Origin of the sequence: Kitasatospora acidiphila, assembly GCF_006636205.1 — a bacterium.
Classification (GTDB): domain Bacteria; phylum Actinomycetota; class Actinomycetes; order Streptomycetales; family Streptomycetaceae; genus Kitasatospora; species Kitasatospora acidiphila.
This window is the reverse complement of the sequence record NZ_VIGB01000003.1, coordinates 2,532,518-2,558,100: the sequence shown is the minus strand read 5'-3', so window position 1 is coordinate 2,558,100 and position 25,583 is coordinate 2,532,518. Positions and strand designations below refer to the sequence as shown.

Annotated in this window: 22 protein-coding genes, 1 tRNA gene and 1 pseudogene; 18 read left to right on the top strand and 6 right to left on the bottom strand. The window is 73.4% G+C overall.

Going from position 1 to position 25,583, the window contains the following annotated elements:
- Positions 1-94: 94 nt before the first annotated feature.
- The 7 genes from ald (at position 95) to E6W39_RS12205 (ending at position 7,436) form a co-directional block, all read left to right on the top strand.
- Positions 95-1,222 (top strand): alanine dehydrogenase, encoded by a 1,128-nt coding sequence (ald, locus tag E6W39_RS12235; RefSeq protein WP_141633573.1) that lies wholly within the window; start codon positions 95-97, stop codon positions 1,220-1,222.
- A 286-nt stretch (positions 1,223-1,508) separates the two neighbouring features.
- Positions 1,509-2,669 (top strand): ParA family protein, encoded by a 1,161-nt coding sequence (locus tag E6W39_RS12230; protein ID WP_407658382.1) that lies wholly within the window; start codon positions 1,509-1,511, stop codon positions 2,667-2,669.
- 378 nt (positions 2,670-3,047) lie between these two features.
- Positions 3,048-3,221, top strand: coding sequence for a hypothetical protein (locus E6W39_RS41455; protein ID WP_228718113.1), 174 nt, complete (start codon positions 3,048-3,050; stop codon positions 3,219-3,221).
- A gap of 89 nt (positions 3,222-3,310) precedes the next feature.
- Positions 3,311-4,186: a segregation and condensation protein A gene (locus E6W39_RS12220; protein ID WP_141633572.1), complete on the top strand. Its 876-nt coding sequence runs from the start codon at positions 3,311-3,313 to the stop codon at positions 4,184-4,186.
- Positions 4,187-4,497: 311 nt separating this feature from the next.
- A complete protein-coding gene (scpB, locus tag E6W39_RS12215) occupies positions 4,498-5,055 on the top strand; it encodes an SMC-Scp complex subunit ScpB (RefSeq protein ID WP_181799685.1) in 558 nt (185 codons plus the stop codon).
- Positions 5,056-5,109: 54 nt separating this feature from the next.
- Positions 5,110-6,282 carry a pseudouridine synthase gene (locus E6W39_RS12210; RefSeq protein WP_141633571.1) on the top strand — a complete coding sequence of 391 codons (1,173 nt, stop codon included), beginning with the start codon at positions 5,110-5,112 and terminating at the stop codon, positions 6,280-6,282.
- A gap of 173 nt (positions 6,283-6,455) precedes the next feature.
- On the top strand, positions 6,456-7,436 hold the full coding sequence (locus tag E6W39_RS12205) for a helix-turn-helix domain-containing protein (protein ID WP_181799231.1): 981 nt from the start codon (positions 6,456-6,458) through the stop codon (positions 7,434-7,436).
- A 27-nt stretch (positions 7,437-7,463) separates the two neighbouring features.
- Here E6W39_RS12205 and E6W39_RS12200 read toward each other — a convergent pair whose 3' ends face one another.
- Genes E6W39_RS12200 through E6W39_RS41445 form a run of 4 tightly spaced genes read right to left on the bottom strand, consistent with a single transcriptional unit; the run spans position 7,464 to position 11,530 of the window.
- Positions 7,464-7,826, bottom strand: a complete 363-nt coding sequence (locus E6W39_RS12200; RefSeq protein ID WP_101382940.1) for a DUF952 domain-containing protein — start codon at positions 7,824-7,826, stop codon at positions 7,464-7,466.
- A gap of 15 nt (positions 7,827-7,841) precedes the next feature.
- Entirely contained in the window at positions 7,842-9,428 is a 1,587-nt protein-coding gene (locus E6W39_RS12195) for a mucoidy inhibitor MuiA family protein (RefSeq protein ID WP_141633569.1), read from the bottom strand.
- A 3-nt stretch (positions 9,429-9,431) separates the two neighbouring features.
- Entirely contained in the window at positions 9,432-10,301 is an 870-nt protein-coding gene (locus E6W39_RS41450) for a DUF4139 domain-containing protein (RefSeq protein WP_228718112.1), read from the bottom strand.
- Positions 10,223-11,530, bottom strand: coding sequence for a DUF4139 domain-containing protein (locus E6W39_RS41445; RefSeq protein WP_228718111.1), 1,308 nt, complete (start codon positions 11,528-11,530; stop codon positions 10,223-10,225). Before E6W39_RS41445 ends, E6W39_RS41450 begins: the two co-directional genes overlap by 79 nt.
- Positions 11,531-11,707: 177 nt before the next feature.
- Between E6W39_RS41445 and E6W39_RS12185 the strand changes: the two genes are divergently transcribed.
- The 3 genes from E6W39_RS12185 to der all read left to right on the top strand — a co-directional run bounded on the left by E6W39_RS12185 (position 11,708) and on the right by der (position 15,354).
- On the top strand, positions 11,708-12,919 hold the full coding sequence (locus E6W39_RS12185) for a prephenate dehydrogenase (RefSeq protein WP_323809011.1): 1,212 nt from the start codon (positions 11,708-11,710) through the stop codon (positions 12,917-12,919).
- Between the two features lie 102 nt (positions 12,920-13,021).
- Positions 13,022-13,738 carry a (d)CMP kinase gene (gene cmk / locus E6W39_RS12180; protein WP_141633567.1) on the top strand — a complete coding sequence of 239 codons (717 nt, stop codon included), beginning with the start codon at positions 13,022-13,024 and terminating at the stop codon, positions 13,736-13,738.
- A gap of 170 nt (positions 13,739-13,908) precedes the next feature.
- A complete protein-coding gene (gene der, locus E6W39_RS12175) occupies positions 13,909-15,354 on the top strand; it encodes a ribosome biogenesis GTPase Der (protein WP_141633566.1) in 1,446 nt (481 codons plus the stop codon).
- Between the two features lie 969 nt (positions 15,355-16,323).
- On the opposite strand, the gene E6W39_RS12165 is transcribed toward der, so the two are convergent.
- Both E6W39_RS12165 and E6W39_RS41440 read right to left on the bottom strand, forming a co-directional pair.
- Positions 16,324-16,872: a hypothetical protein gene (locus E6W39_RS12165; RefSeq protein ID WP_181799230.1), complete on the bottom strand. Its 549-nt coding sequence runs from the start codon at positions 16,870-16,872 to the stop codon at positions 16,324-16,326.
- Between the two features lie 293 nt (positions 16,873-17,165).
- Positions 17,166-17,480: pseudogene (locus tag E6W39_RS41440) on the bottom strand (hypothetical protein); the annotation flags it as partial.
- Positions 17,481-18,075: 595 nt separating this feature from the next.
- Between E6W39_RS41440 and E6W39_RS12155 the strand changes: the two are divergent.
- The 8 genes from E6W39_RS12155 (at position 18,076) to E6W39_RS12120 (ending at position 25,549) form a co-directional block, all read left to right on the top strand.
- Positions 18,076-18,819 carry a LysM peptidoglycan-binding domain-containing protein gene (locus E6W39_RS12155; protein WP_141633563.1) on the top strand — a complete coding sequence of 248 codons (744 nt, stop codon included), beginning with the start codon at positions 18,076-18,078 and terminating at the stop codon, positions 18,817-18,819.
- Positions 18,820-19,308: 489 nt separating this feature from the next.
- Entirely contained in the window at positions 19,309-19,953 is a 645-nt protein-coding gene (locus E6W39_RS43485; protein ID WP_323809010.1) for a transglycosylase family protein, read from the top strand.
- Positions 19,954-20,142: 189 nt separating this feature from the next.
- Positions 20,143-21,165, top strand: a complete 1,023-nt coding sequence (locus tag E6W39_RS12145; RefSeq protein WP_228718110.1) for a ribokinase — start codon at positions 20,143-20,145, stop codon at positions 21,163-21,165.
- Positions 21,162-21,902, top strand: a complete 741-nt coding sequence (locus E6W39_RS12140) for an alpha-ketoglutarate-dependent dioxygenase AlkB family protein (RefSeq protein ID WP_141633561.1) — start codon at positions 21,162-21,164, stop codon at positions 21,900-21,902. Before E6W39_RS12145 ends, E6W39_RS12140 begins: the two co-directional genes overlap by 4 nt.
- A gap of 133 nt (positions 21,903-22,035) precedes the next feature.
- Positions 22,036-22,902 carry an acyl-CoA thioesterase gene (locus tag E6W39_RS12135; protein ID WP_141633560.1) on the top strand — a complete coding sequence of 289 codons (867 nt, stop codon included), beginning with the start codon at positions 22,036-22,038 and terminating at the stop codon, positions 22,900-22,902.
- Positions 22,903-23,184: 282 nt separating this feature from the next.
- Positions 23,185-24,015 carry a DUF1684 domain-containing protein gene (locus E6W39_RS12130; protein WP_141633559.1) on the top strand — a complete coding sequence of 277 codons (831 nt, stop codon included), beginning with the start codon at positions 23,185-23,187 and terminating at the stop codon, positions 24,013-24,015.
- A gap of 53 nt (positions 24,016-24,068) precedes the next feature.
- Positions 24,069-25,352 carry an MFS transporter gene (locus tag E6W39_RS12125; RefSeq protein ID WP_228718109.1) on the top strand — a complete coding sequence of 428 codons (1,284 nt, stop codon included), beginning with the start codon at positions 24,069-24,071 and terminating at the stop codon, positions 25,350-25,352.
- Between the two features lie 123 nt (positions 25,353-25,475).
- Positions 25,476-25,549: transfer RNA gene (locus tag E6W39_RS12120), tRNA-Pro, on the top strand.
- Positions 25,550-25,583: the final 34 nt, after the last annotated feature.

Here is a 25,583-nt window from a genome sequence, read left to right as displayed (position 1 = left end):
GTGTCCCGGCCTGGCCGTGCCCATGCCGGAGGCATGCCTCCGCGCACCCACCCTCCGGTCTTCCCCCGGTAGGGACCCCCATGGCAAGAGGGACGTGTTTAACCGTGACCAAGGTCGGCATCCCCGCGAGGTCAAGAACCACGAGTACCGCGTGGCCATCACGCCGGCCGGCGTGCATGAGCTGGTCCGCAATGGCCACGAGGTCTACATCGAGGACGGCGCCGGCGTCGGCTCCTCCATCCCCAACGAGGAGTACGTGGCCGCCGGTGCCACCGTCCTCCCCACTGCCGACGAGGTGTGGGCGACCGCCGACCTGCTGCTGAAGGTCAAGGAGCCGATCGCCGAGGAGTACCACCGCCTCCGCAAGGGCCAGACCCTCTTCACCTACCTGCACCTGGCCGCCGACCGGGCCGGCACCGACGCGCTGGTCGCCTCCGGCACCACCGCGATCGCCTACGAGACCGTCCAGCTGGCCAACGGCGCGCTGCCGCTGCTCGCCCCGATGTCCGAGGTCGCGGGCCGGCTGGCCCCGCAGGTCGGCTCCTACCACCTGATGCGCCCGGCCGGCGGCCGCGGCGTGCTGCCGGGCGGCGTCCCCGGCACCCACCCGGCCAAGGCCGTGGTGATCGGTGGCGGCGTCTCCGGCTGGCACGCGGCCACCATCGCGATCGGCATGGGCTACGACGTGACCCTGCTGGACCGCGACATCAACAAGCTGCGCGAGGCCGACAAGATCTTCGGTACCAAGATCAAGGCCATCATGTCCAACTCGTTCGAGCTGGAGAAGGCCGTCGTCGAGGCCGACCTGGTGATCGGCGCCGTGCTGATCCCGGGCGCCAAGGCCCCCAAGCTGGTCACCAACGAGCTGGTCGCCAAGATGAAGCCGGGCTCGGTGCTGGTCGACATCGCGATCGACCAGGGCGGCTGCTTCGAGGACTCGCACCCGACCACCCACGCCGAGCCGACCTTCCAGGTCCACAACTCGGTCTTCTACTGCGTGGCCAACATGCCGGGTGCGGTGCCGAACACCTCCACCTACGCACTCACCAACGCCACCCTGCCGTACGTGGTCGAGCTGGCCAACCGCGGTTGGAAGGAGGCGCTGCGCCGCGACGCCGCGCTGGCCAAGGGCCTGAACGTGCACGAGGGCCAGATCACCTTCCCGGCGGTCGCCGAGGCGTTCAACCTGCCCTCCGTCTCCCTGGAGAGCGTGCTCGCCTGACGCCGCACCACGCGCTCGCCTGACGTTCGATCAGGCGCAGCGGAGGCATGTCGTGAGCCCCTGGCCGGCGGTCGCCGGTCGGGGGCTTCGCCATGCGTCAATCAGCTGTGGGCTGGATCACCCACCCCTTGACAGAACCCGGTCGGATGGCCGACACATCGGTCCTACTACCGTGGATTGTGTTGCTGCGAACGCCCGGAACGGCCTAGAGTCGCAAACCGTCGGCATGGTGTCAGGCTGACGAATCGACATAATGCCCTGGATGCCCAAGGAGGTAAGACGACTTGTGAATGAGTCGACATTTGCTCCCGGGGGTGGTCAGCCAGGTCTGGCGGAGCACATCACCGGACAGCCGACCGACGACACCGGGGCCGGATATTCCACCGTCGGGGCCGAGGAGATCGGCACGGTGGCGGTGAGGACCTTCGAGGCGCGCCAGGCCACCGCCCGCACCCCGGTCTACGAAGCGGACCTGTCGGCCCAGCAGCTGGGCTACTCCGAGTTCGCCGCCTACGGCTCCTACGACGACCCGGACGCCGAGTACGAGCCCGACCCCGAGTACGCCGCCACCCTGGCCCCCGACGCGGCCCGCCAGCGCCGCGAGCGGATCGGTCCCACCGGTCGCCCGCAGCCGTACTTCCCGATCCCGGCCCCGCTCGCCGAGCACGGTCCCGCGAAGATCATCGCGATGTGCAACCAGAAGGGCGGCGTCGGCAAGACCACCTCCACCATCAACCTGGGCGCCGCGCTGGCCGAGTACGGCCGCCGGGTGCTGCTGGTCGACTTCGACCCGCAGGGCGCCCTCTCGGTGGGCCTGGGCGTCAACCCGATGGAGCTGGACGTCACGGTCTACAACCTGCTCATGGAGCGGGGCCTGACGGCCGATGAGGTGCTGCTGAAGACCGCCGTGCCCGGCATGGACCTGCTGCCCTCCAACATCGACCTGTCGGCCGCCGAGGTGCAGCTGGTCAGCGAGGTGGCCCGGGAGTCCGCACTGGCCCGCGCGCTCAAGCCGCTGCTGCCGGACTACGACTACGTCATCATCGACTGCCAGCCCTCGCTCGGCCTGCTCACGGTCAACGCGCTGACCGCCGCGCACAGCGTCATCGTGCCGCTGGAGTGCGAGTTCTTCGCGCTGCGCGGCGTCGCCCTGCTGACCGAGACCATCGAGAAGGTCTGCGAGCGGCTCAACCCGGAGCTGCGCCTGGACGGCATCCTCGCCACCATGTACGACTCGCGCACCGTGCACAGCCGCGAGGTGCTGGCCCGGGTGGTCGAGGCGTTCGGCGAGCACGTCTTCCACACCGTCATCGGACGGACCGTCAGATTCCCGGAGACCACCGTGGCCGGTGAGCCGATCACCACCTACGCCACCAACTCGGTGGGTGCCGCCGCCTACCGCCAGCTCGCCAGGGAGGTGCTCGACCGGTGCCGCCCCGTCGAGTGAGCCTCCCGGGGGCCGACGAGCTGTTCCGCACCACCGGGGGATGGCGCTGTCGCCCTCCCTGGCCAGCCGTCAGAACGCCGAACCGGCGGACGGCAGCGGTGCCCAGCAGCCTGACGCCGCCTCCGCTGACGCTCCCTCGGGCAGCACCGGCGCCGCGCCCGCAGGCGGGCCCGCCGATGGCAGGGGGAGGGTGCCCGCCGGTCGGAGCGCCGAGAGTGCCCCGGCGCCCCGCGTCGCCCCCAGAGCGGCACCGCGGCCGCCCCCGCCCCGGCCGGCCCCGAGGACCAGCAGGCCGACCCGCTGCGGCGCCGCCCGCGCGGCCGGGCACCGCGGCGGCCCAGCGGCCGTGAGCGGCACGACGAGAAGATCACCGTCTATGTGTCCGCCGAAGAGCTGATGGACCTCGAGCACGCCCGCCTGGTGCTGCGCGGCGAGCACGGGCTCGCGGTGGACCGCGGCCGGGTGGTGCGCGAGGCGATCGCCGTCGTGCTGGCCGACCTGGAGCAGCGCGGCGAGGCGAGCATCCTGGTGCGGCGGCTGCGGGGCCGCTGAGCCGGTCCGCGGGCCGGGCGCGTGCCGCCGTGCGGCCGCCCCGCGCGTACAACCGGGCGGGGTCACCTGGCGTGTGAAGATGGACCGCCATGGCCACCACCACCGCCCCCGACACCGCCCCTGAGCAGGACCAGCCGCGCGGCGCCCCACGCGACCAGTCCTTCACCGTCAGGCTGGCCAACTTCGAGGGCCCGTTCGACCTGCTGCTCGGCCTGATCGCCAAGCACCGGCTGGACATCACCGAGCTCGCGCTCTCCAAGGTGACCGACGAGTTCCTGGCGCACATCCGCGCCATGGGGCCGGACTGGGACCTGGACCAGGTCACCGAGTTCCTGGTGGTGGCGGCCACCCTGCTCGATCTGAAGGCGGCCCGGCTGCTGCCCGCCGCCGAGGTCGAGGACGAGGAGGACCTGGCCCTGCTGGAGGCCCGCGACCTGCTGTTCGCCCGGCTGCTGCAGTACCGGGCCTACAAGCGGGTCGCGGCGGTCTTCGAGCAGCGCTGGGCCGAGGAGGGGCGGCGCCGCCCGCGCACCGTCGGCCTGGAACCGCACCACGCGGAGCTGCTGCCCGAGGTGGTGATCCACGTCGGGCTGGAACGATTCGCCCAGCTGGCCGCCCGGGCGATGACGCCCAAGCCCAAGCCGGTTGTCTACGTGGACCACATCCACACCCCGCCGGTCAGCGTGCGCGAGCAGGCCCAGCTGGTCGCCGACTACCTGGCCGCCCACGGCTCGGCGGTCTTCGCCGACCTGGTGGCCGACGCGGACAGCGAGCTGGTCGTGGTGGCCCGGTTCCTGGCCCTGCTGGAGCTCTACCGGGAACGGGCGCTGGCCTTCGACCAGGCCGAGCCGCTGGGCTCGTTGACGGTCCATTGGGTGGCCGAGGCGGACCGGGCGGCGATCGAGGTGACCGACGAGTTCGACCGGCCCGCCGGCGAGCCGGAGAAGGAGAAGGAGCAGCCGTGAGCACCGTGCCACCCCCCGGGGTCCCCGGCGACCGGCCGGCCCGGCGCAGCCTCGGCCTGCCCGGTCAGTCGCGCGACGACGAATGGCTGGAGCCTGCCTACCCGGCGGAGCCGGTACCTGCTCTCCGGGCCCCGGCGGAGCCGGTACCGGACGTGTGGGCCCCGGCCGAGGCAAAGCCCGTGGCCGCCGTCCCCGAGCAGCCGGGCGCCCCCGAGGCCGGCGCGGCCCCCGAGGCTCCTGAGGCCTCCGAGGCCACTGAGGCCACTGAGGCCCCCGAGGTCGCGCTGCGCCCCGGTCTGGAGGCGGTGCTGATGGTCGCCGACGAGCCGATCACCGAGGCCCGCCTGGCCGAGGCGGTCCAGCACCCGGTCGCCGAGGTGGCCGCCGCCCTGCGCGAGCTGGCCGCCGAGTACGCTGCCCAGGACCGCGGTTTCGAGCTGCGCCTGGTCGCCGGCGGCTGGCGCTACTACAGCAGCGCCGCCTGCGCCCCGGTGGTCGACCGCTTCGTGCTGGACGGCCAGCAGGCCCGGCTCACGCAGGCCGCGCTGGAGACTTTGGCGGTGGTCGCCTACCGCCAGCCGGTGTCGCGATCCCGGGTTTCCGCGGTACGCGGTGTGAACTGTGACGGCGTGATGCGTACCCTGGTACAGCGAGGCCTGGTGGAAGAGACCGGGACCGAGCCCGAAACAGGTGCGATCCTGTATCGGACGACGAGCTACTTCCTGGAACGGATGGGGCTGCGCGGCCTGGACGAGCTTCCGGAACTGGCGCCCTTCCTGCCCGAGGTCGACGACGTGGAAGCGGAGTCCCTCGAAGGCACGGCGATCGCGGACGCGGTGGCCGCCGCAAGCGCACGGGAAGCGCAGTGAGGTCGGCCGGGCACGACTTGCACTTCCCGACGAACGACGACGTACGGACATTTGATGCGTAGTAGCGGTAACGGCAGGAACAGCGGCGCGGGCGGCCGGGGCGGCAGCGGTCGCGGGGGCGGCTCCTCCTACGGCGGCGCGCGCGGCGGCGGTGCGTCCCGGGGCGGCAGCGGTGGCGGCTTCCGCAGCGGCGGCAGCGGCGGTGGCCGCGGCGGTGCGGGCGGCGGCGGACGCCAGGGCGGCGAGCGGCGGGACGACCGGCGGGACGACCGCCGCTACCCCGACCGCCCGATGCGCCCCGAGGAGCGGCGCTACGACCGCCCGGAGTACGGCGGCGGCCCGAACGCCGCCCCGTCCCGCGGTCGCGGCCCCGCGCAGCGCCCGGGCGCCAAGGGCGGCCAGCGCCCCGCCCCGCAGCGCTCGCGCGAGCTGCAGGCCCGGATCGAGGACGCCGTGCTGCGCCGCCACGAGCGGCCGGCCGCGGCCGCCCAGGGCGACGGCGGCGAGGCCGGCGAGCGCCTGCAGAAGGTGCTGGCGCGGGCCGGCGTCGGCAGCCGGCGGGCCTGCGAGGAGCTGATCGCGCAGGGCCGGGTCGAGGTCAACGGCCAGCTGGTCACCGAGCAGGGCAAGCGGGTCGACCCGCAGCACGACGAGATCAAGGTGGACGGCCTCACCGTGGCCACCCAGTCCTACCTGTTCTTCGCGCTCAACAAGCCGGCCGGCGTGGTCTCCACCATGGAGGACCCGGACGGCCGCCAGTGCCTGGGCGACTACGTGAACAACCGGGAGACCCGGCTGTTCCACGTCGGCCGCCTGGACACCGAGACCGAGGGCATCATCCTGCTCACCAACCACGGCGAGCTGGCCCACCGGCTGACCCACCCCCGGTACGGCGTCACCAAGACCTACCTGGCCGCCATCCAGGGCCCGATCCCGCGCGACCTGGGCAAGCAGCTGGCCAAGGGCATCGAGCTGGAGGACGGCTTCGCCCGCGCCGACGGCTTCCGGGTGGTCTCCAACGTCGGCAAGAACTACCTGGTCGAGGTCACCCTGCACGAGGGCCGCAAGCACATCGTGCGCCGGATGCTGGCCGAGGCGGGCTTCCCGGTGGAGAAGCTGGTCCGCACCCACTTCGGGCCGATCGCGCTCGGTGACCAGAAGTCCGGCTGGCTGCGCCGGCTGACCAACCCCGAGGTCGGCCAGCTGATGCGCGCCGTCGGCCTGTAGGTTCGCGCGATCCCCGCGAAGGGGCCGGGCACTCCGCCCGGCCCTTCGCACTGTCCGGCATGTGGTCGCCACGGCGGTCGGGTTGTCAACCAACCACTCCGTGGCACAAGATGGCCATGAAATCAGCACTCAACGAATGGCGTGAACTCGCCATGCTCGGGGGAGGGGTCGTCATGTCTGAAGCGTTCGGCGCGCTCGGGCTCTCCGAACCCGACGGTCAGGTTTACGCGGCCTTGGTGGCGGCGCCCCGCTCGACCGCCGCGGATCTGGCCGAGCGCTGCGGGCTCACGGTGCAGCAGAGCGGCAAGTCGCTCAGCCGCCTCGCCCAGCAGGGCATGGCGACCAGGGCCCCGGTGGAGCGCGACCACTACCTGGCGGTCGCCCCCGACGTGGCGATCGGCACCCTGATCGGCCACCGGGAGGCCGAGCTGCGCAGCGCCCGGGCCGAGATGCACCGGCTGATGGACGCCTTCCGCGAGGCCTCCCGGTACACCGACCCGGCCCGCTCGGTGGAGGTGCTCACCGGTGCCGAGGCGATCGCCCAGCGGATCGAGTACCTGCAGGACACCAGCGTGCAGCAGGTGCGCGGCTTCGACTGCCCGCCCTATGTGCAGGACGTCGCCGCCAACCTCGTCCACCAGCGCCGCAAGCTCATCGAGGGCGTTCGCTACCGCGCCATCTACGACCGCGAGGCGGTGGCCTGGCCGGGGCGGCTGGAGGACGACATCCTGGTCGGCGTGCGGGACGGCGAGGAGGCGCGGGTGCGCACCACTCTCCCGATGAAGCTGATCATGTCGGACGACCGGATGGCGATCATCCCGATCAGCGTCGGCGACAGCGTGCTGGACGCCGCCTACGTGATTCACCCGTCCGCGCTGCTGCAGGCGCTGGACCGGCTCTTCGAGGCCGAGTGGGAGCGGGCGGTGCCGCTGCAGGCCAGCCTGAACTCCGAGGTCGGTCCCGCCGAGCCGGACGAGGACCACCGCAAGCTGCTGCCCCTGCTGGCCGCCGGCCTCACCGACGAGTCGATCGCCCGCTCGCTCGGCTGGAGCGCCCGCACCACCCAGCGCCGGCTCCAGGCCCTGATGCGGGAGCTGGGCGCCAGCACCCGCTTCCAGGCCGGAATCTCGGCCCGCGAGCGCGGCTGGCTGTAGCACCGGCGCGCTCGCGGGGGCGGCGGGTCAGCTCCAGGGCAGGAAGCGCGCCCAGCGGCCGTCCGGACCGCGCTCCAGCTTCTCCAGACCGACCACCGCGGTGCGGTTCAGCCGCCCGTAGATGTGCGGGAACAGCACATCGGGAGCCGTCCCCGGCGGGCGGTCGCCGGTCGGCGCCTCCCAGCGGATCATCGGCTCCACCCGGTCCTCCTCGATCAGCAGCGCCATCAGCGGATCCGGCGCCGCGGCGAAGAACACGTTCGCCACCGCCAACGCCGTCGGCTCGTCCGGCGAGCAGTGGATGTAGCCGTCGGTCAGCAGCGAGGTGGCGCTGTACGGCCGACCGGGATCGCGAAGCCAGTCATCCAGGGGCGCGAGATGCAGGATCATGTGTCTGTTGTACCTCTACAGCCCCGTGACTCTGGTGGAGGCGGCCACCTCGTAAACCAGCGTGACGGTCCGTCGGGCGTTCGGCGCCAGCGGCAGCCGCCAGCTGACGATTCCCTCGGCGTCCAGCTCCGCCGGGCGCGGATCGCAGCTCTGCTCGTGCAGCCGCACCTGGACCGCCGAGACCTCCGAGACCGGGATCCGCTCCCGCACCGTCACCACCTGCTCGCCGGTCACCCCCGGAGCCGTCGGCCGGGAGACGTGCACCCGCACCGTGCGGGTGACCGTGCTGCGCCGCCCCGCCACCGGCAGGCCCGCACTGCCCTGCTCCTCGACCACCTCGCGCACCAGCCGGTACTCGTCCGAACCGGGGAACGCCAGCTCGACCACCGCTCCCGGCGCCGTGTACGGCAGCTCGCCGCGGCCCAGGTAGCCACTCTCCCGGACCAGCTCGACCGGCCCGGCCAGCAGCGGCCCGCCGCTCTCGTTGCGCACCGACACCACCTCGCTGACCAGCGGCGACAGCTCCGGCGCCGCGACGAGTTCGGCCGCCGCCCGGCCCGTGAACGAGCCCAGCGGCACCCGGTGCGCCCGGCCGTCCCCGGGCACCGATGCGGGCGCCGGGGCGGTGAGCACCCGGACCTCGCCGCGGTCGTCCACGCCCGGCAGCTCGCTGGTCGGCTCGGGGCCGGCCGCGCCCAGGGTGGCGATCTCCTCCTCCCGCACCTCCACGGCCACCGTGCGCCGCTCCTCGGCGGTGAGCGGCCGCAGCGTCAGCCGGTCCTCGTGCAGCAGCGGCGGCTCGGCGGCCAGCGCGGAGCGTGCGGTGGACAGGGTGAGGCGCACATCGGTCCAGTCCTCGCCGGTGGCCTGCCAGACCACCGCGTCCGAGGCGAGCCGCAGCCGGCCGTCGCCCAGCACCGCCCGGTAGGCCGGCCGCCACAGCGCGCAGGCCGTCAGGTGGCGGACCGTCAGAACGGTGTCGACGGCGGCCTCGGCCTGCACCGTCAACTCCAGGAAGCAGCGCAGTTCGAGCGGCCGGGACTCGGTCTCCTCCAGGGCAGCCGCCACCTGGCGCTCCTGCGCGGCCAGTTGGGCCAGCCGACTGCTCAACTCGCGCTGCCGCTCGGCTTGTTCGTCCTGCTCGGCGCCCAGGCCGTCCAGCTCGGCCGCCCACAGGTCCGGCTCCGCCGCGCCCAGCCCGGTGCCCTCGGCGACCTCGCGCAGCAGCTCCTCCGACAGCTGGCCGAGCAGCGCCAACCGGGCCGCCACCCGCTGCTGCTCGGCGGAGCCGGCCCGGAACGCGGCGCGCAGCTCGTGCAGCCGCCTCCGCAGCGGCGAGTCGGCCTCGTCGGGCCCCACCGGGCGCGGCTCCCAGCTGCGCACCAGCCGGGCGTCCAGCACTTGGCCGTCCGGACTGCCCAGCTCGGTGCGGAGGGTGTGGTCGACGGCGAGCGGGGTGAGCGGGCCCAGGCGCAGCCGGTGGGTGCCGGGGGCGAGCCCGAGGCGGGCGGTGCGCTCCAGGTGGGCGCGGTCCTCCAGGCAGGTCGCGGCGGTGACCGGGAGCGGGATGGCGGTCGGATGCGTGGTCCGGTCGTGGGTCACGGGTCAGCCGCTCCTTCGGTTGCCGCCGGTCAGGGAGCTGCCGGCCGGGAAGCGGATCTCGTATCCGCCGGTCAGCCGGGTGCGCCCGCCCGGCGCCAGCTCGACCCGCCAGCGGCGGGTGCCGCGCGGGTGGTGCGGGTCGTCCGAGGGCTGCCACGCCGGATCGGCGGGCTGCTCGTCCACCCGGATGTCGCGTTCGGCGCTGACCGGGATCCGCTCCCGGACCTCCACCGTCACCGGCCCGGGCAGCTGGTTGGCCAGCTCGATGTGGATCCGCTCGCTGACCACCGTGGTCGCGCCGCGCAGGCCGGCCGTGGACTCCTGGGTCTCGGTGCGGCGGGTGGCCCGCACGCCCTGCGCCACACCCAGGCCGATCCGGCGGCGGGCACCCGGGGCGAGCGTGGGCAGGGCGGTGCCCAGCAGGAAGTCGCCGTCCACCGTGACGTCCAGCGGGCCCGCCAGCAGGGCGTGCGCGGTGTCGTTGCCGAGCAGCAGGGTGGCGTAGACGGCCGGGTCCACCGCGGGCACGCAGACGTACTCGGCGGTCAGCGACACCGGCAGCTCGGTCAGGCTGACGGTGTGCCAGGTGCCGTCCGAGGGCACCACGACCCGGGAGGCGGCCTCGTACCGCTGGTCGAACGAGCCGGCCGACTGGCGCGGGGGCACGGCGTGCGGCGGCAGCGGCGGGACGGTGCGGTCCAGGCGGGCCGCGGCGTACCCGGCGGCGCCGGAGCCGGCCCCGGCCGGCTGGAGCCGCCCGCGCTGGGCCGGCGCGCTGCCCGGGCCGGCCAGCGTCAGGGCCGCGTAGTCGAGCAGCTCGGCGGCCGGGACGGGCGGCGCGGGCGGCGGCGGTGGCGGGGGAGGTGCGGCCATCGCGCCGCCGCCGGGGCGGGCGCGGCCATCGCGACCATCGCGCGCATCCGGTGCTGCGGGCCGGCGGCGCCTGGGGCCTGTGGGGCGGGCGGTCCGGTGGGCGGGGGCGGTGCGCCGTAGCCCTGCGGGGCCGGGGCGGGCGCCGCTGCGCCGTAGGCGATCTGGCTCGGCGCCGGGGCGGCGGCGCCGCCGATCAGGAAGTCGTCGGGTTCGATGTGCGCGGCGTGGCGGATCGGCCCGGCGGCCGCCGCGGCCACCGCCACCGGCGCCGGCCCGGGGGGCGCCGGCGCCTGGTCGTAATCCGCGAACAGCGCGTTCAGCCCGCTCGGCGGCTCCCGCCAGCCGGACGGCGCCGGGGCCGGCTGGCGGCGCCCGATCCGCAGCGACCGCAGCTTGGGCAGCTCGGCCGGGCGGAGCAGATCGGCCGTGGAGAGCGCAAGCCGCACCCCCGTCCAGTCCTCACCGGTGCGCTGGGCGACGGCCGCCCGCAGCGTCAGCGTGCCGACCGCCTCGCCCTGCCGGTGGCTCAGCTGGTAGCTGGGCACCCAGCACGCCCCCGGCACCCGGTACTCCAGCTCGACGGTGACCGTCCCCCAGCCTTCGGCCGGGGGTACCCCCATGGTGGGCCGGGGCAGCGCGGGATCGTCCGGCGCCAGGGTGACCAGCACGGCGGTGCCGGCCGCCACCGTGCGGTCCGGTCGGTCCCGGGAGGCGCGCTCCAGCTCGTCGACCAGCCGGGCGTGCTCACGCTCGGCCCGCTCCAGCTGCTCCCGCACCTCCTCGGCGGACTGGTGCAGCGCGGCCAGCCGGCCGTCGACGAAGTCGGCCAGCGCGCGCAGCGCCGCCACCGGGGCCCGGCGCAGCTCGGCGGGCCGGTCCCGGGCCGGCTCGGGCGGCACCGCGCGCAGCTCGGCCGTCCGCGTGATCCGGGTGTCCAGCAGCTCCGCCCGCAGGCGCAGCGCCGCGACCCGCTCGGCGGCCGCCGTAACGAGCTCCGCCAGCTCGGTCGGTTCCGCCGCCGTACTCGGCGCCGCCTCCAGCGACGGCCGCAGCTCGGTGATCCGCCAGCCCGCCGGCGCGGCCGCCAGACGGGCCCGTACCGTGCCCGGCTCCAGCACCGCCGGCAGGCCGGTCAGCCGCAGCCGGACCGGCCCCTCGGCGGGCAGCGCCACGCCGGCCACCCGGGTGCAGAGCGCGCCCGAGGCGTGCACCACCACCGCGTCCAGCACCGTGGGCGCACTGACCGCGGTATCGGCTGATGGCGCGCTTGACGGCGAGTCGGCTGACGGAGAGTCGATTGACGGGGGCTCAGCCGGTGGCGGGTCGGCTGCTGGGATCGGCACGGGAGCATCGCTCCTTCACGTTGTGGGCCGGCAGTTCCACGGTGTGCTCGGCCAGTCTGCCCTGTGGGACTGACGGCTGTCCTGGTGGTCGGTGCGGATCGACGGGGCTGGGGAAGCGGCCGCCGGGGCGGTGCGCAAGGATGGGGGCGTCCGCCGTCCGTCCCCCGCAGTGCAGGAGCCTCCACCACCATGCGCACAGCCGCCGTCGTCGGCACCGGTCTGATCGGCACGTCCGCCGCGCTCGCGCTGACCGCCCGTGGGATAGCGGTCTATCTGGAGGACGCCGACCCGGACGCCGCCCACACCGCCGCCTCGCTCGGTGCGGGCACCACCGACGAGCCGTCGGAGCCGGTGGACCTGGCGATCGTGGCGGTCCCGCCGGCGCTGGTCGGCACCGTGCTCGCGGACTGCCAGCGGCGCGGCCTGGCCCGCAGCTACACCGACGTGGCCAGTGTGAAGGCCGGGCCCCGCGCCGAGGCGGTCGCGCTCGGCTGCGACACCGCCCACTACATCGGCGGGCACCCGATGGCCGGCCGTGAGCAGTCCGGCCCGCTGGCCGCCCGGGCCGACCTGTTCGAGGGCCGCCCCTGGGTGCTCACCCCCACCGCCGACACCACCACCGAGACGCTCAACGCCGCACTGGAGCTGGTCGCGCTCTGCGGTGCCATGCCGGTGGTGATGGACGCGGGTGCGCACGACCGCGCGGTGGCACTGGTCTCGCACGCTCCCCAGCTGTTCTCCTCGCTGGTTGCGGCCCGGCTGGAGCACGCCGACGAGACCGCCGTCCGGCTGGCCGGCCAGGGTGTGCGGGACGTGACCCGGATCGCCGCCTCCGACCCGCGGATGTGGCTGGACATCCTCTCCGCGAACGCCGGCGTGGTCGCCGACGTCCTGGAGGAGCTGGCCGTCGACCTGAACACCGCCGTGGGCGCGCTGCGCTCGCTGGCCGGCGATGAGGAGACCGGCCGGCGGAAGGGCACCGACGGGATCGAGAGCGTGATGCGCCGCGGCAACAACGGCCAGGCCCGGATCCCGGGCAAGCACGGCGCCCCGCCGACCCGCTACGAGACCGTGGTGGTGGCGATCGGCGACCAGCCCGGCGAGCTCGGGCGGCTGTTCCGCGAGGCCGCGCGGGCCGGCGTGAACATCGAGGACGTCGCGATCGACCACTCGGCGGGCCGGCAGGTCGGCCTGGTCCAGCTCTCCATCGCACCGACCGCCACCCACCAGCTGGTCAGCGCCCTGGTCGAGCGCGGCTGGGACGTGCGGGACTGAGTCCCGCGGACCGCGCAGCCCCCGGCCTCGCCGCTGGGGGACTGGTCGCGGTCGTCTAACCTTGAGTTATCTCCCCCGGGTGTCGAGAAGAGAGGTTCCCCCGTGGACACTGCCGGCCGAGCGAACGCCCCGGTCGTCGTCGCCATCGACGGACCCTCCGGCTCCGGCAAGTCGACCGTCTCCCGTGCGGTCGCGGCCCGGCTGGGCCTCAGCTTCCTGGACACCGGTGCCATGTACCGGGCGATGACCTGGTGGATGCTGACCAACGGGGTCGACACCGCTGACGCCGAGGCCGTCGCGATCGCCTGCGGCAAGCCGGTGATCGTCTCCGGCACCGACGCCGACGGTCCCACCATCACGGTCGACGGCGTCGACGTCTCCGGCCCGATCCGCGGCCCCGAGGTGACCGCCCAGGTCAGCGCCGTCTCGGCGGTGCCGGCGGTGCGGACCCGCCTGGTCGAGCTGCAGCGAGACTGCGCCGGGCTCGCCCCGCGCGGGATCGTGGCCGAGGGCCGGGACATGGGCACCGTGGTCTTCCCGGACGCCACCGCGAAGATCTTCCTCACCGCCTCCGCCGACGCCCGGGCCGAGCGCCGGGCCGCCGAGCTGCGGGGCAAGGGCGTGGACGAGGCGACGATCGCCGCGATGGCCGCCGACCTGGTCCGCCGCGACACCGCCGACTCCTCCCGCAGCACCTCGCCGCTGACCCAGGCCGAGGACGCCGTGCTGGTCGACACCAGCGCCCTGACCCTCGACCAGGTGATCGACGCCGTGGTCGAGCTGGTCGCCGAGCGTGCCGAGGGCCTGACCGCGGCGTAGCAGTCCCGGCGCTTCCCGTACCATTGGGTGTTTCGCCCTGAGATTTTCTCGGCTCTCCGAGATTTTCCGGGTTCTCTGAGTTTTTCGCGCTGCCCGGCCTCCATGCCCGGGCAGGTACGCACGGCCGCGCCCGGTGACGGGGAGCGGGCCGGGAATTGGAACAGACAGCAATGAGTAACGAGCACATCGCCGGCCACGGCGAGCTTGACGACGCCGAGTACGCCGAGTTCATGGCCCTCGCCGAGGGCGAGGGCTTCGAGGACGGCGACCTCGACCTGGAGGCCGGCGCCCATGTGCCGCTGCCGGTCCTGGCCGTGGTCGGCCGCCCCAACGTCGGCAAGTCGACCCTGGTCAACCGGATCATCGGCCGCCGCGAGGCCGTGGTCGAGGACCGCCCCGGCGTCACCCGCGACCGGGTCCAGTACGAGGCCACCTGGAACGGCCGCCGCTTCAAGGTGGTCGACACCGGCGGTTGGGAGATCGACGTCCTCGGCATCGACGCCATGGTCGCCGCCCAGGCCGAGCTCGGCATCGAGACCGCCGACGCGGTGCTCTTCGTGGTGGACGCCACGGTCGGTGCCACCGACACCGACGAGGCGCTGGTCAAGCTGATCCGCCGCTCCGGCAAGCCGGTGGTGCTCTGCGCCAACAAGGTCGACGGCCAGTCCACCGAGGCCGAGGCCGCCTACCTCTGGTCGCTCGGCCTCGGCGAGCCCTACCCCGTCTCCGCCCTGCACGGCCGCGGCTCCGGTGACCTGCTCGACGCCGTCCTCGCCGTGCTGCCCGAGGCGCCGCCGCAGACCTTCGGCACCGCCCTCGGCGGTCCGCGCCGGGTCGCGCTGATCGGCCGCCCCAACGTCGGCAAGTCCAGCCTGCTCAACAAGGTGGCCGGCGAGGAGCGCGTGGTCGTCAACGAGCTGGCCGGCACCACCCGCGACCCGGTCGACGAGCTGATCGAACTCGGCGGCAAGACCTGGAAGTTCGTCGACACCGCCGGTATCCGCCGCCGGGTGCACCTGACCGCCGGCGCCGACTTCTACGCCTCGCTGCGCACCTCCGCGGCCCTCGAGAAGGCCGAGGTCGCGGTCGTTCTGATCGACGCCAGCGAGACGCTGGCCGAGCAGGACACCCGGATCATCTCGATGGCCGTCGAGGCCGGGCGCGCCGTGGTGGTCGCGTACAACAAGTGGGACCAGATGGACGAGGAGCGCCGCTACTACCTGGAGCGCGAGATCGAGAAGGATCTCGTCCAGGTGCAGTGGGCGCCCCGGGTCAACGTCTCGGCGCTGACCGGCCGGCACATGGAGAAGCTGGTCCCGGCGATCGAGACAGCGCTGGCCGGCTGGGAGACCCGCATCCCGACCGCCAAGCTGAACGCCTTCCTCGGCGAGCTGGTCGCCGCCCACCCGCACCCGATCCGGGGCGGCAAGCAGCCGCGCATCCTGTTCGGCACTCAGGCCGGCATCAAGCCGCCGCGGTTCGTGCTCTTCGCCTCCGGCTTCCTGGAGGCCGGCTACCGGCGGTTCATCGAGCGCCGGCTGCGCGAGGAGTTCGGCTTCACCGGTACGCCGATCTCGATCTCGGTGCGGGTGCGGGAGAAGCGCAAGAAGAAGTAGACCTCATATACAGGGGGTGTGTGGGGGCCCCTATATAGAGGAGTGGGCCCGGCGACTGGGGGGAGTCGCCGGGCCCACTCTGCTTTTGCGCCGGCCCCCCCTGCAGCGGGGTGTATGGCCGGGCGGCGGTCAGGAGCGCCCCGGGGGAGGGAGAACAGGTTGCCGCGGTGCCGACCGGGGGTGGCGACCGCGGCCGGCGCGAGGTAGCCGGCCGCCACCCAGCCCTGGCCGCTGGTGGGTTGGGCCTGGGCAGCCGGGCCACCCTGGTTCTGCTGAGGCTGCTGAGCTTGGGGGGCCTGCTGAGCCTGGTGGCTCTGGTGGGCTTGGTGGCCCTGGGGCGCTGCCGGATGGGACGAGTGCGACGGTGCTTGGGGCTGGTACGGCTGGGGCGACTGTGAGTTCGGTGCCTGTGAGTTCGGCGCTTGGGAGGGCTGGTGCGCCGGTACGAACTGCGGGGCGCCGGGCAGTTGGCCGGCGAAGGCCGGGAACGGCTGGTGCTGCGGCGAGCCGCCGTACGACTCGGCGGTGGCCGGCGGCGGGTAGGCGGCGCGGGATTCGTACGGGCGGTTCGCGAAGCCGGTGAAGCGCAGCTCCTCCTCGTTGGAGCGGTCACCGGGCAGCGCACGGAAGAGTCGACGGTACTCGGAGTAGAGCTCGTCGTAGATCGGAGTCGGGGCGGGGGCTACCGGATGCTCCCCGTCGTACGACGGCCTCATCGCCGGGATGCTCCGGAGGGCGGTGGTGTGGCGGAGGGCCGAGGTCACGTCGTAGCTGTACACGCAGGGCCCAACGAGCGAGTCGGGTCGGGGATGCGGGTCCGCTGCCGGGCATCGGCGCCGGCAGTGCACCGCGCGCCCGGGGGCGGACCCGGGCGCGCGGTGTGGCGTGGGGGCGGACGTCGGGTGCCGCGTCTAAACCCGACGACGCGTCAATGTTCCTTGTTCATCGGATACTTGGCGACTTGGCTGATCAGGTGCCGGCCAGCGGGAGGGTGGCGGCGACCAGCAGCCCGCGGGCGGCGGCCCGGTCCAGCGCGGTGCGCAGCAGGTCCTCGCGGGGCTGTCGGCCGATGGTGCCGGCCGGCGCCGCGTACATGATCACGGTGGACTGGCTGTTGGCCGCGTTCCGCCATGCCTCGGTGACCACCAGCGGGGCGTGCGCCTGCCACCAGGCGCTGGTGCCCGCCGCGGAGGGCTGCAGGATCGAGTGCAGCCGCCCCATCGCGAACAGCACCGACCAGCCGCTCAGCCGCGCCGGCGGCTCGTTGACCTCGGGGACCTGGTGGAAGCCGTTGTCCAGCAGCAGCGGCAGGAACTCGTCGGTGCCGCTGGTGCTGCCCGGACGCCCGACCGGCCCGGTGGGTTCGACCACGATGGCGGCATGGCCGGTGTCGCCGCAGAGCACCAGGCCGCAGGTGACGCCGAGCACGGCGGGCTCGCCCGGAGCGGGCGCCCGGGTGGCCGAGTCCGGCGTCGGGGCTCCGGTCGGATAGGGCGAGCCGGCCGGTGCGGTGGGCACGGTGGCCGGTCGGGGGCGGCGGCCAAGGGGGCGGTCAGCGGATCGAGCAGTGGAGCGGTCAGCGGATCGCCGAGCGAGGCCGTCAGCGGGTCGGCGAAGGACGGGGTGGGCAAGCCGCTCAAGGAGCTCAGGCCGTTCAAGGGGCTCATGGAGCTCAAGGAGTCGGGCCGCGGGTCGGTGAGGCGGGTGGCGAACGGGTCGATCGGCGGCGGGCTCAGCGGGTCGGTCATCGGGTTCGCCTGGTTCGTCGGGTTGGCCGGGTTGGCCGGGCTCGTCAGCGGTGCGGTCAGCGGGTCCGACGGCATGCCGGGTGGCAGCGGAGCGCTGCCCTGGGTCTGGTTGATGCTGCGCACCGCGCCGACCAGCTGCGCCTCCGAGACCGGGACCACCTGTGACGGGATGCAGCGGGCGTGGGCGAAGGCCAGCACCGCCGTCTCCTCGCCCACGAAGAGCACGGTGCTGGTCGGCTCGGTGAGGCTGTCGCCAGGCGTGCGACATGACGTGCAGTCATAGCTGTCAGGCGCGTGGGCCCCGCCCAGTAGGCGGTCGGCCTCGTCATCGCCGATCTCGGCGCGGACCTCATCGCTGACATCGAGCAAGCGCGGCAACAGGACTCCTAGATCAGTCGGCTGGGCGGTATGAACGCCCCGGCGCGGCGCGGGCGGGCCCGGCCGCCATTACCAACGGAGTGGTGTGGTCGGAGTCACGGGTTGGGCCGTTGAGTGTCGGATTTTGGCGCTGAAGTGACTGCGTGTGGTTCACGAATGACTACGTTCTGTCGATAATGTGCGCGAGGTCACAGGATTTGAGAAGTGACCGATGCCACGCGAGAAAGGGGTTTGAGCCTCGCAAATCATGGCAAAACGGACAGGTGACCTTGGAAAGGCGTGATCGTTACCTCGGGTAACACCTTTCTGACCTGGTCTGATTCTGAACGGGTCATGAATTTGTTGATTCCGTGCTGGTGGCCCACCTAGCTTTCTCTCCGGTGCAACGAGCACCACCCGGGTTCACCCCCAGCGCACCCGCAGTCGGGTGCCCGCCGATGGCCACTCGTACAGGCCGGTCGGTGCGTGGCGGAGTGGCCAGGGCGGCACGTACGTCGGACACGTACCCGGCCGCCCACAGGACGTGGCACAGCGCAACAGGCTCCTCACCGGGCCTGGTTCCGCATGCCCGCCCGGGGCTGTCGAGAGGGATTCCATGTCTTTCCGTAACGAGAACGCCGCTGCCACCACCGCCGATGCGGGCCAGAAGAAGCGCAACTGGGCCCGGCTGGCTGTCCTGGGTGGCGCTGTCGCCGCCCTCCCGGTGGCGGGCCTCGTCACGGCCACCACGGCCTCCGCCGCTTCGACCGCCACCTGGAACGCCGTCGCCCAGTGCGAGAGCACCGGCAACTGGAGCATCAACACCGGCAACGGCTTCTACGGCGGCCTGCAGTTCACCTCCTCCACCTGGGCGGCGTACGGCGGTACCCAGTACGCCCCGCAGGCCAACCTGGCCACCCCGTCGCAGCAGATCGCGATCGCCGAGAAGGTGCTCGCCGACCAGGGCCCCGGCGCCTGGCCGGTCTGCTCCGTCAAGGCGGGCCTGACCGCCGGCGGTGCCCCCGCGCAGGTCGACACCTCCGCCCCGGCCGCCAGCACCAAGAGCGCCCCGGCCCCGGCCGCCCCCGCGCAGCAGCAGGCCCCGGTCAAGCAGAACACCGCCCCGGCCCCGCAGTCCGCGAAGCCGGCCGCCCCGGTCGCGCCGAAGTCGGACAACGGCTACCACGGCCACAAGGCCGCCACGGGCAACGGTGGCAGCTACACCGTCAAGAGCGGTGACACCCTGAGCGCCATCGCCGCTGCCCACGGCACCGACTGGCACGCCCTGTACCAGAAGAACGCCTCGGTCATCGGTGGCAACCCGAACCTGATCTTCCCGGGCCAGGTCCTCTCCTTCTGAGCCGTCTGATCCGTCTGAGTCTCCTGCTGATCCTTTGGTTGGATCCGCTGGGTCCTGATGGTGCGTCGGACCGCCGCTCCCCTTTTTCGGGGGCGGCGTTTCGGCGTTTCGGCGATGGTCGGCGTGTCGGCGCGCTGGTGCGCCTAACGGAGGAGTAAAACGCGCTCCTGGCTCGCGGGGTCGTGGCACGGCGGTGAGAGTCGGAGGGTGCGCTATCGAACACGTGTAGTTACCGGCCTCTGCCTCTGCCTCTGCGGTGTCGGGGCGGCCGGCCTGGCGGCCCCCGCTTCCGGTTCCCGGTCGGCCGCCGCTGCTCCGGCCCCGCGCTCGGCTGCGCCCTCGGCGCCGGCCGGGGGTGCGGTGGTCCATGAGGTGGCGGGAGGTGGGGGATTGTCCGCCCGGTGGTCGGAGGGGATAGCCCTGGCGCCGGGGCTGACCGGCCGACCGCGCCGGGGGCCTGCGGGCCCGGCGGCTTCGGGTGGTGCGCGGGTGCCCACCGCCGGGTGGACGCCTGGTGGCTCGCCCGCTGGCTCGCCCACCGGTTCGCCCACGGGCTCGCCCGCACCGGGGGTCACGGGGGCGCCCACCGCGCCGGCTACCGGCCGGCCGGTTCCGGGGCCGGCGAACCCGGTCGCCTCGGGGGCTGCCGACCAGCCTTCGCAGGAGTCCGCTGATCCGTCCGGCCCGTCCGATTCGTCTGACTCGTCCGGTCCAGCTGATTCGGAGGCGGCGAGTGCGGCGGGTGACGAGGCGGCGAGCCCTTCTGCGTCTCCCTCCAGGTCCGCCCAGCGGCCCGTCCTGGACACCCCGCGCCCGTCCGCTCCGGAGTCCTCCGAGCAGCCCGATCCCGAGCCCGCGGGCAAGCCCGCCCCGGCCGGGGCTGGGTCGGGTGCCGTCTGGGACCGGCTGGCCACCTGCGAGAGCGGCGGTGACTGGCGTGCCGCGACCGGCAACGGCTACTTCGGCGGGCTGCAGATCCTGCCCGGGACCTGGCGGACGGCCGGCGGGCTCCGCTATGCGTCGCGCCCTGACCAGGCGACTCGGCAGCAGCAGATCGAGGTGGCCGAGGAGATCCGGGCGCGCCAGGGATGGCGGGCGTGGGGTGGCTGCGCCCAGGACCTGGGACTGCGGTGACGCTGCTGCCGGGTGTGGCGGCGGCCGGTTGCCGTGCTGCGCCCGGGGTCTGGGGGTGCCGTGCTGCGCGGGGGTCTGGGGGTGGGTGACGTCGCGGTCGGGTGTGGCGGTGGCTGGTTGCCGTGCTGCGCCCGGGGCCTGGGGGTGGGGTGACCCGGCGGGCCAGGTCGTGCGGGCGACAATGAGGGCGTGGCCGATACCGTGGATCATGCAGTCGTGGTGGTGGGGAGCGTCAACCTCGACCAGGTGATCGAGGTCGGGGCGCTGCCCCGGCCCGGGGAGACCGTGCGGGGCGGGCCGGTGCTGCGCCTCGGTGGGGGCAAGGGGGCGAACCAGGCGGTGGCCGTGGCTCGCCTGGGCGCCTCGGTGGCGCTCGTCGGCGCGGTCGGCTCCGATGCGGACAGCGCCCGGTTGCGCGAGGAGTTGGCTGCCGAGGGAGTCGCCGTCGATCGGCTCGCCTCGGTGCCCGGCCCGCCCGGGCAGGCGATCGTGCTGGTCGATGCGGCGGCCGAGAACTGCATCGTGGTCTCGCCCGGGGCCAACGCCGCTGTCGGGCCGGCCGAGGTGACGGTGGCCCGCGAACCCCTCGCCCGGGCGGCCGTGGTGCTGGCGCAGCTGGAGATCGGACTCCCCGCCGTGCTCACCGCCGCCCGGCTGACTCGGGGCACCTTCATCCTCAATCCCGCCCCCGCCCCGACCGCCGACGGGCTCCCGGAGGAGCTGTGGGGCCTGATCGGCGTGCTGGTGCCGAACCGAACCGAGCTGGCCAGCCTGAGTTCGATGAGCGCACCTACGAGTTCAGTCACTGAACCTATGAGTTCGGCCGCTGAACCCACGGATTCGGTCACTGAACCTACGGGTTCGGTCACTGAACCACCGGCTCCGATGACCGAACCCGCCTTCGCCGAGCTGGTGCGCCAGGCGTCAGCCCTGCCCTGTGAGCGCGTGGTGGTCACCCTCGGCGCCGACGGCGCCCTGGTCCGTGAAGGTTCGGCCATCGAACTGATCCCGGCGCCGACCACGCACGCGGTGGACACCACGGGCGCCGGGGACACCTTCTGCGGCGCCCTCGCGGTGGCGCTCGCCGAGGGCCGCCCGCTGGCAGCGGCGGCCGGGTTCGCGGTGCGGGCCGCCGCGCTCAGCGTCACCAGGACCGGTGCGCGCACGGCCATGCCGACCCGGGCGGCCCTCGACACCGCAGACGGATCATGACCGGCGAACTGTTCCCGCGCCCGAGCCGCGAGCTCGCCCCCGGTGCGGTACTGCTGCCCGACTGGCTCGACCTGACGCAGCAACGGGAACTTGTCGCCGCCTGCCGGGAGTGGGCCAGGCCGCCCGCCGGACTGCGCCGGGTGCGGCTGCCCGGCGGCGCCGAGATGTCGGTCCGCCAGGTCTGCCTCGGCTGGCACTGGGCGGTTGTCCCGCGCTGCCCGACCTGCGGTGTCGCCCGCAAGGCCGCCGAGGGCTGTCCGCGGCACTGGTTCCCGTACGCCTATCTGCGCACCACCGCCGACGGCGACGGCGCCCCGGTCAAGCCGTTCCCCGCGCCGCTCGGCGTGCTGGCCCGGCGTGCCGTGGCCGCGGCCTACGGCCCCCGGGTGGCCCAGATCCCCGGCGCGCTCGACTACGCGCCGGACGTCGCCCTGGTCAACCACTACGGTGAGGGCGCCCGCATGGGCCTGCACCAGGACCTCGAGGAACGCACCGACGCCCCCGTGGTCTCGCTCTCGCTCGGGGACAGCTGCGTCTTCCGCCTCGGAAACAGCAGCACCAGGAACCGGCCCTGGACCGACGTGGAACTGCGCAGCGGTGACCTGCTCGTCTTCGGCGGCCCCGCCCGCTACGCCTACCACGGTGTGCTGCGCACTCTTCCGGGCACCGCCGACCCGGTTCTCGGCCTGTCCGGCAGGCTGAACATCACCGTGCGATGCACCGGGTTGGCGGATTGACAGCCCGAGTAGTCGGTAGCGGCGTCCCGCTCGCCTGGCGAGCGGGAATTCCGCGGCGCCTCATGGACTTCTGAAAGGAAGGCATCGGTGCGACGCGGGCGTCACCAGCGTCCCCGTGCGGAGAGGAAGCGCCATGGGAACGCCTGTTGATCACCTGGTCGATCTGCTGGACTTGGAGCAGATCGAGCTCAACATCTTTCGAGGGCGCAGCCCCGAGGAGTCGTTGCAGCGCACCTTCGGCGGGCAGGTGGCTGGTCAGGCGCTGGTCGCCGCCGGCCGCACGGTGGGGGACGACCGCCCGGTCCATTCGCTGCACGCCTACTTCCTGCGCCCCGGCGTCCCCGGTGTCCCGATCGTCTACCAGGTCGACCGGATCCGGGACGGCCGTTCGTTCACCACGCGTCGGGTGCTCGCCATCCAGCAGGGCCGCAGCATCTTCGCGCTGACCGCGGACTTCCACCGCCCCGAGCCCGGCGGCATCGAGCACCAGGTCCCGATGCCGGACGTCGCCCCGCCCGAGGCCTTGCCCAGCGCCCTGGAGGAGGTCGGCGACCGCCTCGGCGAGCTGCCGCCCTTCATCAGTCGCCGCCAGCCGTTCGACATCCGCTACGTCGAGCGGCTTCGCTGGACCCCGGAGGAGCTGGCCGACGTCAAGGCGCGCAGCGGGGTCTGGCTCCGGACCAACGGCAAGCTGCCCGACGATCCGCTGATCCACGTCTGCGCCCTCACCTACGCCAGCGACATGACGCTGCTGGATTCGGTGCGAGCCCCCGTGGAGCCGCTCTGGGGCCAGCGGAACTTCGACATGGCCTCGCTCGACCATGCGATGTGGTTCCACCGCCCGTTCCGCGCCGACGAGTGGCTGCTCTACCAGCAGGAGTCGCCGATCGCACACGGCGCCCGCGGCCTGGCGCGCGGTGAGATCTTCGACCACAACGGTCAGCTGGTCGTGTCCGTGGTGCAGGAGGGCCTGTTCCGTCCGCTGGTCGACAGGAGCTGAGCAGGTACCCACCCTGGCGGGTGAACGTGCGGCGCGGATGCCGTCCCCTCGGTGTCCACTGGGGTCCGGTTTCGGAGGGTTCGTCCACAATCGCGTAGCGAGATCCGTTCGCATCGATGGCCGTCCGTGCCGATGACCGTCCGCATCCAGAAGCCCGTCAGTCTCCAATAGCCGTCCGCACCGAGGAAGCGACCACAACGAGGAAACCGATTGCGCCTGGGACACCGTCCAGGTTGAGGCACCGCCCGTGTCGAGCAGAGTCGAGGAGAGGAGAGCCAGCCGATGACCATCGATGCCGAGGAGTGGCAGCACTGGACCGAGGCCCGTGCCGCCAGCGTCAGCGCCCCACACGGTGTGCTCGCACTGACCGGCACCCATTGGCTGACGGCTGAGCCGGGTGCGATCCCCGGGATTCCGGGTCGGTGGTCGGTGACGCCGGAGGGGGTGCGCGTGGTGGCCGCCGCCGCGGACGGCCTGCGGGCCGGCGATGCCGCGCTGGACGGCGCCGTGGTGCTGCCCCCCGACACCCACCCGGGAGCCGGTACCGCCCGCTACGGCGACCAACTGCTGGTCCCGATCGAGCGGGAGGGCGAGCTCGCCCTGCGCATCTTCGACCCCGAGGCGGAGAACCGGACCACCTTCGCGGGCATCGCGGTCTTCCCGTACGCGCCCGAGTGGTCGGTCCCCGCCGTCTTCACCGCCTACGAGAGCGGCGACCGCACGGTGACCGTCCCCAACGTGGACGGCCGGGACCGCCCGATGCCCGTGGCCGGGCAGATCACCTTCCAGCTGGGCGGTGAGCCCTACAGTCTGACGGTCAGTCGGGCCGGCGGCGAGGGGACCGCGCTGGCCGGTGTGATCGCCGACGCCAGCAGCGGCACGGACACCTACCGGTTCCGCTTCATCACGCTGCCCGAGCCGGATCGCGACGGCCGTACCGTGCTCGACCTGAACCGCGCCTTCCTACCGCCCTGCGCCTTCTCCGACCACTTCATGTGCCCGTTCCCGCCGCCGGGCAACCGGTTGCCGATCGCGGTCCGCGCCGGCGAGAAGTCGGTCCTGCGGGGTGGGCCCACGCACAGTCGCGACGGCGAGTTGGACATCGCGGACTGAAACCCGTACCCCGACTACTCCAGGGTGGGCCGTTCAGGCGACGATAGGTCGCTGTGTCGACCAATCATCCAACCAATGCCACCCTGGAGCCCCCGCCCGCGACCCCGCGCCGCCGGGTTCTCGCCGACCTGACCCCGCTGCGCTCCAGCGCCGACTACCGGCGGGTCTGGTTCGGCCAGTCGGTCTCCTCGATCGGCCAGCAGATGACCGCCGTCGCGGTCGCCGTCCAGGTCTACGCACTCACCGGCTCGGCCTTCGCCACCGGGGTGGTCGGCCTCTGCTCGCTGATCCCCCTGGTCGGCTTCGGCCTCTACGGCGGAGCCGTCGCCGACCGGGTCGACCGGCGCAAGCTCGGCCTGATCGGCTCGGCCGGGCTCGCCGCCGTCTCCGCCGTGCTGTCCGTCCAGGCACTGCTGGGCCTGCACCAGGTCGGCGTGCTCTACGCCGCCGTGGCCCTGCAAGGCGGATTCTTCGCCATCTCCGGCCCGGCCCGGTCCGCGATGATCCCCCGCCTGCTGCCGCCGGAGCAGCTGCCCGCCGCCAACGCCCTCAACACGGTCAGCATGAACCTCGGCATGACGGTCGGCCCGATGCTCGGCGGCCTGCTGATCGCCTCCTACGGCGCCCAAGCTGCCTACCTGACCGACACCGTCGCCTTCGCCGCCGTGCTCTACGCGATGTGGCGACTCCCCGAACTCCGCCCGACCGGCACCCCCGGAGCCCGGGCGTCCGTCCTGGACGGCCTGCGCTTCCTGCGCGAGCAGCCCAACCTGCGCACCAGCTTCCTGGCCGACCTCGCCGCGATGATCTTCGGCCTGCCCCGCTCGCTCTTCCCCGCCCTCGCCGCCTCCAGCTACGGCGGCCACGCCGGCACGGTCGGCCTGCTGGTCGCCGCCCCCGCCGTCGGCGCCCTCAGCGGCGCCCTGTTCTCCGGCTGGATCTCCCACATCCACCGCCACGGCCTGGCCGTCCTGGCTGCCGTCGCCGCCTGGGGCCTGTCCATCGCCGGCTTCGGCCTGACCGCCGGCCACCTCTGGGTCGGCCTGCTGCTGCTCGCCGTCGCGGGCTGCGCGGACACCGTGAGCATGATCTTCCGCAACACCATGATGCAGGTGGCCGCCCCCGACGAGATGCGAGGCCGCCTCCAGGGCATCTTCATCGTGGTGGTCGCCGGCGGCCCCCGCCTCGGCGACTTCGAGTCCGGCAGCGTCGCCGCCCTGACCTCGCCCGTCACCTCCGTGATCACCGGAGGCCTGGCCTGCCTCGCCTGCGTCCTCCTCCTCGCCGCCCGCCGCCCCGCCTTCCTCCGCTACGACGCCCGCCACCCGACCCCCTGACTGACCTGCACCCATACCTGGCAGCGAGCACCCCCCACCGTGCTGTATTGTTTTCCACGTCGCCGAGAGATCGGCGCGAAGGTCGCAAAGCAGACCAGCCAAGGCTGATCGGCGGCGAGACCACGGGACGTGGCGCAGCTTGGTAGCGCACTTGACTGGGGGTCAAGGGGTCGCAGGTTCAAATCCTGTCGTCCCGACTGTGAAGTCGGTTGTGAGAGCGGGTACTTGGGA